This window comes from Variovorax sp. KBS0712, from assembly GCF_006323185.2.
GTDB classification, from domain to species: Bacteria; Pseudomonadota; Gammaproteobacteria; order Burkholderiales; family Burkholderiaceae_C; genus Variovorax; species Variovorax boronicumulans.
In genome coordinates this window covers 1,818,232-1,832,626 of sequence record NZ_VCCD02000001.1, presented here as the reverse complement: position 1 = coordinate 1,832,626, position 14,395 = coordinate 1,818,232, and the positions used below count along the sequence as shown (strand labels likewise).

The following is a 14,395-nucleotide window of genomic DNA, read 5'->3' as shown; positions in this document are numbered from 1 at the left end:
CGCCCAGAGGTCTCAGCGCTGCGGCGCCTCGACCAGGTCGTCGTCGATGTGCGGATCGGCCGGCTGCCCGCGCACTTTGCGCACGGTGCGGCGGATCCAGTGCTCGATGTCGTCCACGTAGGTGAACACGGCCGGCACCACCAGCAAACTCAGCACCGTGGAGGTGATCAGCCCGCCGATCACCGCCATCGCCATCGGCGAGCGGAAGCTCGAATCGGCGGCGCCGAAGCCCACGGCAATGGGCAGCATGCCGGCGCCCATGGCGAGCGTGGTCATGATGATGGGCCGTGCGCGCTTGTGGCAGGCGTCGCGCAGCGCGTCCCAGCGGCTCATGCCGTGGTCGCGGCGCGCCACGATGGCGTACTCCACCAGAAGAATCGAGTTCTTCGTGGCGATGCCCATCAGCATGATCAGGCCGATCAGCGAGGGCATCGACAGCGCCTTCTGCCCGATCAGGAGGCCCACGAAGGCGCCGCCCAGCGCGAGCGGCAGCGCGCACAGGATGGTCACCGGGTGCAGGAAGTCCTTGAACAGCAGCACCAGCACGATGTAGATGCACAGCACGCCCGTGAGCATCGCCAGGCCGAAGCTGGCGAACAGCTCGGTCATCACTTCGGCGTCACCCACCTCGGCGATGCGCACGCCGGGCGGCAGCTTCTGGATCGAGGGCAGGGCCTCGACGGCGGTCTTGGCGTCGCCCAGGCCCACGCCCGACAGCTCGATCTCGAAGTTGACGTTGCGCGAACGGTCGTAGCGGTCGATGACCGCCGGGCCGCCTTCCATCGTGAGCGAGGCCACCTGGCTCAGCATGACGGGCCCGCGCGCGCCCGGCACCGACAGGCGCCCGATGAGGTCGAGGTCCTGCCGTGCCGAGTCTTCGAGCTTCACCACGATCGGCACCTGCCGCTGCGCGAGGTTGAGCTTGGCCAGCGCCTGGTCGTAGTCGCCCAGCGTGGCCACGCGCAAGGTCTCGGCGATGGCCGAGCTGGTCACGCCCAGGTCGGCGGCGCGCGCGAAGTCGGGGCGCACGGCGATCTCGGGACGGATCAGGCTCGCGGTCGAGGTGATGTTGCCCAGGCCGGGAATGGTGCGCAGATCTTTCTCGACCGCACCCGCGGCGGCCGACAGCGCCACCGGGTCTTCGCCCGTGAGCACCAGGATGTACTTCTCGCCCGAGCCGCCCAGGCCCACGGTGCTGCGCACGCCGGGCAGGGTCTCGAGCGCGGTGCGGATCTCTTTCTCGATCACCTGCTTGCGCGGCCGGTCGCCGCGCGGGTCGAGCTGGATCGTCAGCGTGGCCTTGCGCGTCTCGGGCGTGCCGAAGTTCGCGAACGGGTCGCCGCCCGCGCTGCCGCCCGCCACCGTGGTGTAGACGCTCTTCACGTGGTTGATCTTCATCACGCGGCGGCGCGTTTCCTCGGCCGCGGCCGTGGTCTGCGCCAGCGTGGAGCCCGGCGGCAGCGACAGGTAGACCTGCGTCTGCGAGTTGTCGTCGGCCGGGATGAAGCCGGTCTTGAGCAGCGGGATCATTGCCAGCGAGCCGAAGAAGAAGAGGGTGGCCATCACCATCGTCTTGAAACGGTTGTGCGTGCTCCACGTCACGGCGCGCATGTACCAGCGCAGCCAACCCGGCTCCTTCTCGGCACCGACGATCGGCTTGAGGATGTAGGCCGCCATCATCGGCGTGAGCACCCGCGCCACCACCAGCGAGGCGAACACCGCGAGCGAGGCGGTCCAGCCGAACTGCTTGAAGAACTTGCCGGCCACGCCGCTCATGAAGGCCGTGGGCAGGAACACCGCGATCAGCGTGAAGGTGGTGGCGATCACGGCCAGGCCGATTTCGTCGGCCGCTTCCATGGCCGCCTGGTAGGGCGACTTGCCCATGCGCAGGTGGCGCACGATGTTCTCGACCTCCACGATGGCGTCGTCGACCAATATGCCGACCACCAGCGAGAGCGCGAGCAGCGAGATCACGTTGACCGAGAAGCCCAGCAGGTACATGCCGACGAAGGCCGGAATCACCGACATCGGCAGCGCCACGGCCGAGACGAAGGTGGCGCGCCAGTCGCGCAAGAAGAGCCACACCACGATCACCGCGAGGATGGCGCCCTCGTACAGCAGGTGCAGCGAGCCGTCGTACTCTTCTTCCACCGGGTCGACGAAGTTGAAGGCCTCGGTCAGCTCGATGTCGGGGCGCTGCACGCGCAGGTCGGCCAGCGCCTTCTGAATGGCGCGGCCCACTTCGACCTCGCTGGCGCCGCGGCTGCGGGCCACCTCGAAGCCCACCACCGGCTTGCCGTTGAGCAGCGCGGCGGCGCGCGGCTCGGCGATGGTGTCGCTGATGCGCGCCACCTGGTCCAGGCGGATGCGGCGGCCGTCGCTCAGTGCGATCTGCATGTCGGCGAGCTGGTCGGCCGACTGCACGGTGGCCATGGTGCGCACCGGCTGTTCGCTGCCGCCCAGGTCGATGCGCCCGCCCGCGCTTTCGGTCTGCACCTGACGCAGCTGGCGCGAGATGTCGGCCGCCGAGGCGCCCAGCGCCTGCAGCTTGGCCGGGTCGAGGTCGATGTGCACCTGGCGCGTGACGCCGCCCACGCGGTTCACGGCGCCCACGCCGGGCAGCGCGAGCAGCTTCTTGGTGATGTCGTTGTCGACGAACCAGCTCAGCGCCTCGTTGTCCATGCGCGACGAGGCGATGGTGAAGGCCAGCACCGGCTGGGCCGCGAAGTCGAGCTTGGTGACGACCGGGTCGCGCACGTCGGCGGGCAGGTCGGCGCGCACCTTCTGCACGGCCGAGCGCACGTCGTCCACGGCCTCCTGCACGGGCTTCTCGAGGCGGAACTCGACGATCAGCGTGGCGGCCCCGTCCTGCACCTTGGTCGTGATGTGCTTCAGGCCCTGGATGGTGGCGATGGAGTTCTCGAGCTTGCGCGCGACGTCGGTCTCCAGCTGCGAGGGCGCGGCGCCCGGCAGCGAGGCCGAGACGGTGACGGTCGGCAGGTCGATGTCCGGGAAGTTCTGCACCTTCATGGCGTTGAACGACAGCAGCCCCCCGAAGGTGAGCAGCACGAACAGCATCACCGCCGGAATGGGGTTGCGTATGGACCAGGCGGAAACGTTCATGGCGTGTTCCTTGTGTTGGCTTACTTGGGCGAAGGCGCGGAGGCCCCCGCCTTCGCCGGGGTGGCGGCCGCGGCGGCCGCGGGCGTGGCGTCCACCACGCGCACCAGGTCGCCATCGTTGAGGAAGCCCGCACCCTGCACCACGATCTGCACGCCGTCGGGCAGGGCGTTGGTGATCTCCACGCGGTCCTTCAGGCGGCGGCCGGTCTGCACCTTCAGCTGCGCCACGCGGCCGTCGGGCAGCAGCGTGAAGACGTTGTTGAAGCCGTCGCGCGGCACGATCGCGCTTTGCGGCACGGTCGGCGCGGAACTGCGGCCGAGTTCGAAGTCGCCGCGCGCGAACATGCCGGCCTTCACGCCGGTGTTCTGCTGCACGTTGGGCAGGTCGACGTAGACCAGCGCCGCGCGCGTCTGCGGGTCGACCGTGGGCGCGATGCTGCGCACCGTGCCCTTCACCTGTGCGCCGCTGGCGCTGACCACGAAGGCCGGCGTGCCCACGGCGACGCGGCCCAGCTCGGCCGAGGTGACTTCGGCGCGCCATTCGAGCCGGCCCTGGCGGATCAGCCGGAACAGCTCGGTGCCGGCGCCCACCACGCTGCCCACCGTGGCGGTGCGCGCGGAGATCACGCCGTCGTCGGGTGCCAGCACCTGCGTGTTGCGCCCGCGCACCTGCTGCGCGGCCAGCACGGCCTCGGCCGCCTCGGCGCGCGCCTTGGCGGTCTGCTCGGTGGTCTGGTACTGGTTGATCTGCTGCTGGCTCAGCGCGCCCGTGGCCTGCAGCGTGCGGGCGCGCGCGGCGTTGCCGGCGGCGTCGGCGGCCGAGGCGCGGGCCTCGGCCAGCGAGGCGCGCGCCTGCGCGATGTCGGCCTGTACCGTCTCGGGCGAGAACACCGCGAGCACCTGGCCCTTCTTCACGGTGTCGCCCACGTTGACACGCACCTCGGCCAGCTTCAGGCCGTTCGATTCGGAGCCGATCACGGCCTCCTGCCAGGCCGCCACGTTGCCGTTGGCGGCCAGCGTGACCGTCAGCTCGGTGGCCTCGGGCTTGGCGACCGAGACGGTCAGCGCGGGGCGCTGGGCGGGGCCTTTCGCGGCGGGTGCCGCCTTGTCGTCGGCCGGCTTGCGGGTGAGCCACAGGCCTGCGCCAACGACGACGATCAGCGCCAGCAGCGCGAGGACAAGGGTGGAACGCTTCATTGTTTTCATGGCGACGTCGCGACCTTGGCGGCCGGGGTGGTGGTCATTGGGGACGATGCTTCGGCGGGGCGGCTCCAGCCGCCGCCCATCGAGCGGTACAGCGAAACCCAGGCTTCGGTGCTCTCGCGCTGCAGCGAGACGCGCGCGGTCTGCGCGGCGAACAGCGTGCGCCGCGAATCCTCGAGCTCGAACAGGCTGGCCAGGCCGCTGCTGTAGCGGGCCTGGGTGGCGTCGAACGAGGCCTGGTAGTTCTTCACCGCGCTGTCGGCGTCGGTGCTGCGCGCGGTGGTGGCGTCGAGGTTCACCAGCGCTTCCTCGACCTCGCGCACCGCCTGGCGCACGTTGGCGCGGTAGAGCGACACGGCCTCGGTGTAGCGCGCCTTGGCAGCCTCGGAGTTGGCTGCGCGCGCGCCGCCGTCGAGCAGCGGCACGGTGAGCGACAGCGGGCCGACCGTCCAGGTGTCGAGCGATTCGCGAAAGCCGCTGGTGCGGATCTGCATGCGGCCGATCGAACCCGAGAGCGTGAGCTTGGGGTAGCGCTCGGCCTCGGCCGAGCCCACCTCGGCGCTGGCCGCGGCCACGCCGAGTTCGGCCGCGTACACGTCGGGCCGCTGCGAGAGCGCCTGCGCCGGTACGCTGGCGATGGCGCCGACCACCGGCAGCGCGCGCTGCGTGGGCGAGGCCGCGAGCTTCTGCGCCAGCGTGGGCTCGTCGAGCCCGCTGAGCGCCACCAGCGCCTTGCGCTGCACCGCGCACAGGGCGCGCTGTTGCGTGAGGCGGCCGGAGGCGTCGGAGGCGCTGGCACGCGCCAGCGCGGCATCGGCCGGCGCGGTGAAGCCGGCGCGCGCCGACAGGTCGGTGAGCCGCGCCGTTTCGCCGCGCGACTTGGCGTCCGATTCGGACACGTTCAGCTGCTGCTGGCAGGCGCGCTCGGCGAAATAGGCGTTGGCCGTTTCGGCCGCCACGGCGACGCGGGCGTCGTGCCACTTGGCGGTGGCGCTGTCCAGCTTCTGTTGGGCCGCGTCGCGGTCGGCGCGCAGGCGGCCGAACAGGTCGATCTCCCACTTCGACTGCAGGCCGGCCTGCAGCGTGGTGACGGGCGCGGTGGAGGCGCTGCTGCTGCTCGAAGAGCCGCCCGCGCCGAACGACGAGCCCGAGACGCCCCGGCTGGCCGACGCCGTGCCGTCCAGGCTGGGCAGCAGCGCCGCGCCGGCCTGCACGCGCGTGGAACGCGCCTCGGCCACGCGCGCCGCGGCGCTCGCGAGGGTGGGGCTGGCGGTTTCGGCGGCGGCGATCAGCTCGACCAGCAGCGGGTCGTCCAGCTGGCGCCACCACTCGGCCAGCGCGGCCAGCGAGCCGCCGTGGGGCAGGGGCGCATGCCACTGCGCGGGGAAGGGCGCCTGCACCGAGGCGGGCGGGCGCGTCAGGCCGCAGCCGGCAAGGCCGAGGCCCAGCGGCAGGCTCAGAACAAGGGCAATCCGTCGGAGTCGTCTCATGGCTTCTTTCTCTGCTCGGCGGCCACCTGGCGGCGGCGTGCGGTTTCGGCCTGGACCAGCGCCATCGCGTAGCCCGTGAGCCGGTCGGCCCAGGTGTCGATGGCGCGCGGCGTGCGCAGCAGCGACGGGCGCAGGGCCTCGATGAAATCCTGGCTCACGTACAGCTGCATCGACAGCCCGGTGATCGCGAAGGTCAGGCGGTGGATGTCGTCGTCGGCGCGCTCCACCTGCAGGTGGCGGCACAGCAGCTCGACGATGGCGCGGTGCGGGCCCTTGATGTCGCGCTCCAGTTCCTTGGCCCACTGGCTGGTGGGCTCCAGCATCTCGCGCATGTGCAGCTGGATGCACTGGCGCACGATCTCGCCCTGCTTGAGCGGATCGATCATGGCCGCCATGCAGATGCGCAGCGTGGCTTCGAGCGACTGGCCTGGCACGTTGCAGGCGGCCACCAGGTCGTTCGAATCGCTGCCCATCGGCTCGTTGAAGGTGGCGGAGTACAGCCCCTCCTTGTCGCCGAAGTAGTAGCTGATGGCCGAGACGTTCACGCCGGCCTCGCGCGCGATCTCGCGGATCGAGGTCTTGGCGAAACCGTTCTGGGCGAACAGCCGCAGCGCGGTGTGCAGCAGGCGGTGGCGCGCCTCGGCGCCGTCGCTGCGGGGGGCGCGGCGGGGCGAGGGCACGGGCGTTGGCATTGGCATTGGCATTGGCGTTGGCGTTGGCGTTGGCGTTGGCGTTGGCGTTGGCGTTGGCGTTGGGGTGAGAGGGTCCCTAGCGTTCATCGGCGCGATTAAAGCATGATTGAAATCAAACGATTGATTTACTTAAGGCTTGCTGAAGGCTTTTGGTCGAAACATCCTGCGCGCCCCGAAACTCAAGCAAATGACGTGCTTGAAAGCTGCGATGAATGCGACGGGCGAGAGTTCGAGGCTCAGGTAGGCGTATCAAAGAGGCCGGTCGGCCATTTCGTCTGCTTTATCACCTGCCGATCAATTTTGATGGTCGTGAGAAAACGTGACGTTTGGAACTACAGTCTGCGTACACCTGACTAATTGATGGAGGCGAGCTGGAATGGATCGATACGAACAAACCGATTTGTGGAGAACAACTCTGGCAGAGCAAGGCACCTCCGACCTAGAGGAGAGAAGCAGGGAGCGCTTGCGAAATGCGTTCAGAGGATTTCGGAATAGAGCAGCGATCCTGGGAGGAGAAATCGCGCTCGATCTGCCGGAGTTCACCGTCCATGACTTGACTCATCTTGACGCTCTCTGGGAGCTTGCGGACTTGATTGCAGGCCAAGAGTACGCCATCACACCTGCTGAAGCGTTCGTTCTCGGGGGGGCGTTCTTAACTCATGATCTGGGCAACGGATTGGCCGCCTACCCTGATGGGATAGCTGCTTTGCGTAGTTCGCCGCTTTGGGCGGACACGATCGCGGCCGGGTTGCGAAAGAAAACTGGCCGGAGCCCCAAAGATTGCGAGATCGAAAGCGCCCCTCAAGATATTCAGACTGAGGCAATGCGGCAAGTTCTGCGGGAGTTGCACGCCAAGCAGGCTGCCCGTCTAGCGTTAGTTTCTTGGCGCGACCGTGGCGAAAATTCGACGGAATATCATTTGATCGAGGATCCAGAGCTTAGGCGAACTTACGGAACAATTATCGGGAAAATTGCGCATAGCCATTGGTGGTCAGTGGATCAATTGCGCGAAAAAATGCCTGACATAATTGGAGCGCCGGGAGGGTTTAATAAGGCGTGGACGGTTGATCCCATTAAAATAGCTTGCTTGCTGCGAGTGGCTGATGCAAGTCATATTGATGATCGTCGAGCACCTGGATTTCTAGCGGCTGTTCGTAAACCTAGCGGGGTCAGTGCAAATCATTGGAATTTCCAAGAGAAGCTCAATCAGCCGCGATTAATTTCTGATCGTCTGGCTTACTCTTCAAAGGAGAGTTTTTCGATCGATGAAGTGGGCGCTTGGTGGACTTGCTTTGATGCGCTTCAAATGATTGATGCCGAACTGCGCCGCGCAGATGCGTTACTTTCAGACATGCATCGACCAAGATTTTCTGCTCGCGGCGTGGTGAATAGCGATGATCCTGCGCGTTTGGCGATGCAAATAGCGACTGATGGTTGGGTGCCCATTGATGCCAAAATAAAGGTTGGAAATGTAGCGCAACTTGTTTCCAATCTTGGTGGTGAAAAGCTCTATGGTCGTAATCACCTTGCTCCTTTGAGAGAGTTAATTCAGAACGGAAGTGATGCTGTTCGCGCACGTCGTTTGCTTGAAGGGCGAGAGGAAAATTGGGGAGAGATAGTTGTACGCGTCGGGGAAGATGAGATAGGGAAATGGATTGAAGTTGAAGACTCGGGCGTCGGCATGTCTAAGGCGGTGCTTGTCGGCCCATTTCTCGATTTTGGCAACTCTTTATGGGGCACCGCGCTCATGCACAAAGAGCTCCCTGGTTTGGAGGCCAAGGGATTCTCTTCTACTGGCCAGTTTGGTATCGGATTTTTTTCGATCTTCATGTGGGGGGATAAAGTACAGGTTGCCAGTCGCCGGGCTGAGGCCGCCCGTAGCGACACATTGGTGCTTGAATTTCGCGACGGATTGAATTCGAGACCAGTGCTGCGCAACGCATCAGCGAGTGAGACCTTGATGGATGGTGGGACCAAGGTTCGGGTCTGGTTTCGTCAACCATCTATTTACAAGGAGATTCTTGCAGAGCCATACGAGGAGCGCGTCTGGACGCTTGAGTCCCGATGCGCATGGTTGTGTCCTGCATTGGATGTGAATTTATTTGTATGCGCACCTACAAGAAAACTCGTTGTTGGCGCCTCCGACTGGATAAATTTGCCGGGAGAAAAATTACTTAGTCGAGTGAATGGGGAGAGATCCTTGGAGAAAAAAGAAGGGGAGCAGGAAATTTTTAATTCCGCGTCAGACGCCCTTCGAAAAATTGAAGGGGAAGGGGGCGAGATTTTAGGGAGGTGTTCTATTTCGGCTGCCCCGTCAGATCGATTTGATTTGCGGAGATCTGTTGAGGGAATTGTTGTTGTAGGGGGGGTTCGAGCAACAGGTCTTACAGGTATAGCGGGCATCATGATTGGCTCGCCTCATACTGCGGCTCGTAATGTTGCAATTCCTCATGCCGAAGGTGAGATGCTCGTCCGTTGGACACTGGAGCAAGCATCATTGGCATTGAAGAGTTCGATTAAAAAAGAATTGCAAATTGAGTTTGCGAGTCGAATTTTGGCAATCGGCGGAAATCCCGGAGATCTTTCTGTTGCGGAATGTTTTTCGGGTTTTGTGAATGCAAATGATATAAGAGATTTATATTCTCAATCCGATGAGGTGATTTTGGTTCAGGATGCGTCACTTAGTTTGGCAAGGGCTCATATTGACGATTTGTTGCTTGAAAATAATGTAATTTCTGTTGGAGTGGGTTATCCGCATACGTTGCAGCTTTCATATGAGGCGAGGGTCAATTGGCCAGAATTTAATGAGAGCGATAGAGTTAATGCTTTGAGCCTTGGCTCGCAACGATCGATGAAGGGGTTTGTTATTGCGGTTTTGGCGGCGGCATGGGGGTTTTCTGCGGAGGAGGTGATTGATGCATCATTGATTTCTTCGGACACCTCAAGGATTAGTCGATTTGTTTGGAGTGCGGCGGGTAAGCGGTATAAGAAGAGCGTGTCCGTGATAAGAAGGCCGAAAGGTGCTGAAGCTTGAGGGGGCGGAATGTGTGAATTAATTGGAGTGATTAAATTGGAGCGAGCAGTTGTGGTGGAATTTGCACTCCTTGTATTACGATGAGTGCATCATTCTTGTTCCCTCTCGACGCCGAAGGCATCCTCGCGCTTGCCGCGCGCTCGATGTTTCATCTGTTTTCGAGCATCAGCCAGGGCATGTTCCTGGTCGACCGCAGCGGGCGCATCGTCTGGGTGAACGAGGGCTACCGGCGCTTCCTGCCGGCGCTGGGCTTTTCGTCCATCGACGAGTTCATGGGCCACATGGTCGAGGACGTGATCCCCAACACCATGATGCGCCGCGTGCTCGAAACCGGCGAGCCGATCCTCATCGACCTGCTGACCAACAAGGCCGGCACCTTCGTCGTGAGCCGCATCCCGTTGCGCGAGGAGCGCGAAGACGGGGAGGGCCTGGGCAAGGTCATCGGCGCCATCGGCATCGTGCTGTTCGACCAGCCCGAGACCACGCTGCAGCCGCTCATCAGCAAGTTCGCGCTGCTGCAGCGGGACCTCGACGACGCACGCCGCGAGCTGGCCAGCCAGCGCAACAACCCGCTGTACCAGCACGCGCCCGACGGCCAGCGCCGCTCCAAGTACACCTTCGCGAGCTTCATCGGCAGCAGCCCGGCGGCCGTGGAGGTGAAGCGCCACGCGCGCCGCGCCGCGCAGTCCACCAGCCCGGTGCTGCTGCTGGGCGAGACCGGCACCGGCAAGGAGCTGCTGGCGCATGCGATCCATGCGTCGTCCACGCGCGCCAAGGGGCAGTTCGTCAGCGTCAACATCGCGGCCGTGCCCGACACGCTGCTCGAGGCCGAGTTCTTCGGCTTCGCCCCCGGCGCCTTCACCGGCGCCGACAAGCGCGGGCGCGAAGGCAAGTTCAAGCTGGCCGACGGCGGCAGCCTGTTCCTCGACGAAATCGGCGACATGCCGCTGGGCCTGCAGGCCAAGCTGCTGCGTGCGCTGCAAGAGGGCGAGATCGAACCGCTGGGCTCCAACAAGCTGATTCCCTTCGACGCCCGCGTGATCGCCGCCACCTCGCGCGACCTGCCCGAGCTGGTGCGCCGCGGCCTGTTCCGCGAAGACCTGTATTACCGCCTCAACGTGCTGCCGCTGCGCGTGCCGCCGCTGCGCGAGCGGCGCAGCGACATCCCGGCGCTGGTCGAGGCGCTGGGCGAAGACATGGCGCTGCGCAGCGGCGAGGCCCCGCCCGAGCTCACGCCCGACGCGCTCGCGCTGCTGGCTGGCCAGCACTGGCGCGGCAACATCCGCGAGCTGCGCAACGTGCTGGAGCAGGTGACGATGCGCAGCGACTCGCAGCGCATCGACGCGGCGCAGCTCGAACGCATCCTGCGCGAGGCCGGGCTGGAGCAGATCGAGGCGCCCGACACCTCGCACAGCCTGCGCGACGTCAACCAGGAGGCCGCGTTGCTGCGCCCGCTGTCGCAGCAGGTGGCCGAGCTGGAACGCAAGGCGATCGCCGCCGCGCTCGAAAGCACCGGCGGCAACAAGCTCGCGACCTCGCGGCTGCTGGGCATCTCGCGCGCCACGCTGTACGAGCGCATGACGGGGATGGGCCTCTCATGAGCGTCAAGGCGCTGCGCTCCACCTTCGGCCCGAACTGCCATTGGTGCGGGCTGCCGATGGACTTCGACGAACCGCACGGACGGCCCGAGTCGGCCACCATCGAGCATCTGCTCGACGCCACGCTGGGCGGCGTGCGCCAGCAGAAGCACCGGCGCCTGGCGCACGCGGTGTGCAACCACACGCGCAACGAGCTGCGGATGCGGGCCGAGCGCGAGTTCGAAAGCTGGCTCGCGGCACGCCGCGACTCTGCTGGGAAACCCTGACTGATCAGTAGACAGTTGTCTGAAATAAAGACAACTCGAATGCACTGAAATCAGGCGAAACCGGTTGCGCCCGAATGAGGAAGCCTTTGTTATCAATGGCTTAGGCGGGTGGCACGAACTGTGCAATATTCAGTCACCTTTATCAGGAGACAAGACATGCACCGTCGCCACCTCATCGCCCTGGCCGCCCTGGGCGCCACCGTTGCCACCATGCCCGCCTGGGCCCAATCGAACGAGATCCGCATCGCCCACGTCTACAGCAAGACCGGCGCGCTGGAGGCCTACGGCAAGCAGACGCAGACCGGCCTGATGATGGGCCTGAACTACGCCACCGGCGGCACGATGATGGTCAACGGCAAGAAGCTCGTGGTCATCGAGAAGGACGACCAGGGCAAGCCCGACCTGGGCAAGTCGCTGCTGGCCGCCGCGTACTCCGACGACAAGGCCGCGCTCGCCGTCGGCCCGACCGCTTCGGGCGTGGCGCTGGCCATGCTGCCGGTGGCCGAGGAGTACAAGAAGATCCTGATCGTCGAGCCCGCCGTGGCCGACTCGATCACCGGCGACAAGTGGAACAAGTACATCTTCCGCACCGGCCGCAACTCGAGCCAGGACGCCATCTCCAACGCCGTGGCCATCGACAAGGCCGGCGTCACCGTCGCCACACTGGCGCAGGACAACGCCTTCGGCCGCGACGGTGTGAAGGCCTTCGGCGCCGCGCTGAAGAAAGCCAAGCTCGCGCACGAGGAATACCTGCCGCCCGCCACCACCGACTTCACCGCCGGTGCGCAGCGCCTGATCGACAAGCTCAAGGACCAGCCGGGCCGCAAGATCATCTGGATCGTCTGGGCCGGCGCGGGCAACCCGTTCAAGATCGTCGACCTCGACCTGAAGCGCTACGGCATCGAGATCGCCACCGGCGGCAACATCCTGCCGGCCATGGCGGCCTACAAGTCGCTGCCGGGCATGGAAGGCGCGGCCTACTACTACTTCGGCATCCCGAAGAACCCGGTGAACGAGGCGATGGTCGCGGCCCACTACAAGGAATTCAAGACGCCGCCGGACTTCTTCACGGCCGGCGGCTTCTCGGCCGCGATGGCGGTGGTGACGGCGCTGAAGAAGACCAACGGCGACACCAACACCAACAAGCTCATCAGCACCATGGAAGGCATGAGCTTCGACACGCCCAAGGGCAAGATGACCTTCCGCAAGGAAGACCACCAGGCGATGCAGTCGATGTACCACTTCAAGATCAAGGCCGACCCCGCGTTCGCATGGGGCGTGCCCGAGCTGGTGCACGAGATCAAGCCCGAAGAGATGGACATCCCGATCAAAAACAAGCGCTGAACACGGCGCTGATCGCCCCCTGAACCCGCGGCGCGCATGCAGGCGCCGCCCCCTTTTCGCCCCGGATGGCCGCCGGGCGAAGCGCCAGCCTGCGTCCGCGCCAGCTGTCGTGTGCCACGGTCAATTCGTCAGTCTGCAAGCAAGCGTTCGATCAAACACAACAGAAGGAGACAGCGATGCCAGCGATGCGATGGAACAACTGGAAGGGGTTTGCCGCAGCAGCGGTGATCACGGCGGCGGCGCAGGCCGCCACGGCGGCCGTGCCGCTGCCGGCACTGGGCGCCAACCCGGCGGAGGTGAGCGTGTCCGGCTTGTCGGCCGGCGGCTTCATGGCGGTGCAATTGCACGTGGCCTACTCGGCCACCTTCAAGCGCGGCGCGGGCGTGGTCGCCGGCGGTCCGTACTATTGCGCCGAAGGCTCGGTGGTCAATGCCACCGGGCGCTGCATGACGCACAGCACCAGCATCCCGGTCTCCACGCTCGTGAGCACCACCAACAGCTGGGCCGCCAGCGGTGCGATCGACCCGGTGTCGAACCTCGGCAACTCCAAGGTCTACCTGTTCTCGGGCACGTCCGACAACACCGTCAAGCAGCCGGTGATGGACGACCTGAAGACCTACTACCAGAGCTTCGTTCCGGCCGCCAACACGGTCTACAAGAACAACCTCGGTGCCGGTCACGCGATGGTCACCGACGACTACGGCGGCGCCTGCAGCACCACGGCCGCGCCGTACATCAACAACTGCGGTTTCGACCTCGCGGGCGAGATCCTCACGCAGCTGTACGGTCCGCTGAACCCGCGCAACAACGGCGCGCTGGGCGGCACGTTCACCGAGTTCAACCAGTCGGAGTTCGTCTCCGGCCACGGCGTGGCCGCCACCGGCTGGCTCTACGTGCCGCAGGCCTGCACCACCACCTCGTGCCGCGTGCACCTGGTGCTGCACGGCTGCAAGCAGAACTACACCGACGTGAGCGACCAGTACGTCAAGAAGACCGGCTACAACCGCTGGGCCGACACCAACAACATCATCCTGATCTACCCGCAGACCAGCACCGCGGCCACCAACAGCTGCTGGGACTGGTGGGGCTACGACAGCGCCAACTACGCCAAGAAGTCGGGTCCGCAGATGGCCGCCATGAAGGCCATGATCGACCGCGTCACCGGTTCGGCCGGCGGCGGCGGGCTGCCGGCGCCCACCGGCGTGGGCACCTCGGGCGCCACCAGCAGCAGCATGGTCATCGGCTGGGCCGGCGTCTCGGGCGCCAGCGGCTACAACGTGTACCGCGGCGGCAGCAAGGTCAACGCCTCGCCGGTGGCCGGCACCAGCTACACCGACACCGGCCTGGCCGCGTCGACCAGCTACAGCTGGACCGTGGCCGCGCTGAACGCGAGCAACGTCGAAGGCGCGATGTCGGCGGCCGCCACGGGCGCGACCACGGCGGGCCCGGGCGGCGGGGGCACGTGCTACACCGCGAGCAACTACACGCACACCATGGCCGGACGCGCCTATGCGCTGTGGGGCCTGACCTATGCCAACGGCTCGGGCCAGTCGATGGGCCTGTGGAACATCTACGCCATGACCACGCTGAAGCAGACGGGCACCAACTACTACGTGATCGGCACCTGTTGAGGCCGTTCACCCTGC

General features: G+C 65.3%; 9 protein-coding genes. 5 read left to right on the top strand and 4 right to left on the bottom strand.

Annotated elements, in window-relative coordinates:
- Positions 1-12 precede the first annotated feature (12 nt).
- The 4 genes from FFI97_RS08410 to FFI97_RS08395 are packed head-to-tail and all read right to left on the bottom strand — an operon-like array spanning position 13 to position 6,513.
- Positions 13-3,123 carry an efflux RND transporter permease subunit gene (locus FFI97_RS08410; RefSeq protein ID WP_139705336.1) on the bottom strand — a complete coding sequence of 1,037 codons (3,111 nt, stop codon included), beginning with the start codon at positions 3,121-3,123 and terminating at the stop codon, positions 13-15.
- 20 nt (positions 3,124-3,143) lie between these two features.
- A complete protein-coding gene (locus FFI97_RS08405) occupies positions 3,144-4,328 on the bottom strand; it encodes an efflux RND transporter periplasmic adaptor subunit (protein WP_144004404.1) in 1,185 nt (394 codons plus the stop codon).
- Entirely contained in the window at positions 4,325-5,815 is a 1,491-nt protein-coding gene (locus FFI97_RS08400; RefSeq protein WP_144004403.1) for an efflux transporter outer membrane subunit, read from the bottom strand. Before FFI97_RS08400 ends, FFI97_RS08405 begins: the two co-directional genes overlap by 4 nt.
- Complete coding sequence (locus FFI97_RS08395) at positions 5,812-6,513, bottom strand: TetR/AcrR family transcriptional regulator (protein ID WP_139703681.1); 702 nt, start codon at positions 6,511-6,513, stop codon at positions 5,812-5,814. The genes FFI97_RS08400 and FFI97_RS08395 overlap by 4 nt, the downstream gene beginning before the upstream one ends.
- A 370-nt stretch (positions 6,514-6,883) precedes the next feature.
- Between FFI97_RS08395 and FFI97_RS08385 the strand changes: the two genes are divergently transcribed.
- From FFI97_RS08385 to FFI97_RS08365, 5 genes are all read left to right on the top strand, one after another.
- Positions 6,884-9,541 (top strand): ATP-binding protein, encoded by a 2,658-nt coding sequence (locus FFI97_RS08385; protein WP_139703687.1) that lies wholly within the window; start codon positions 6,884-6,886, stop codon positions 9,539-9,541.
- Between the two features lie 80 nt (positions 9,542-9,621).
- A complete protein-coding gene (locus FFI97_RS08380) occupies positions 9,622-11,142 on the top strand; it encodes a sigma-54 interaction domain-containing protein (protein ID WP_139703688.1) in 1,521 nt (506 codons plus the stop codon).
- The gene (locus FFI97_RS08375; RefSeq protein WP_070060447.1) at positions 11,139-11,405 is read left to right on the top strand and encodes a hypothetical protein; all 267 of its coding nucleotides are present in this window, start codon (positions 11,139-11,141) and stop codon (positions 11,403-11,405) included. The genes FFI97_RS08380 and FFI97_RS08375 overlap by 4 nt, the downstream gene beginning before the upstream one ends.
- 156 nt (positions 11,406-11,561) lie before the next feature.
- The gene (locus tag FFI97_RS08370) at positions 11,562-12,749 is read left to right on the top strand and encodes a substrate-binding domain-containing protein (protein ID WP_139703690.1); all 1,188 of its coding nucleotides are present in this window, start codon (positions 11,562-11,564) and stop codon (positions 12,747-12,749) included.
- A gap of 176 nt (positions 12,750-12,925) precedes the next feature.
- On the top strand, positions 12,926-14,380 hold the full coding sequence (locus tag FFI97_RS08365) for a PHB depolymerase family esterase (protein WP_139703692.1): 1,455 nt from the start codon (positions 12,926-12,928) through the stop codon (positions 14,378-14,380).
- Positions 14,381-14,395: the final 15 nt, after the last annotated feature.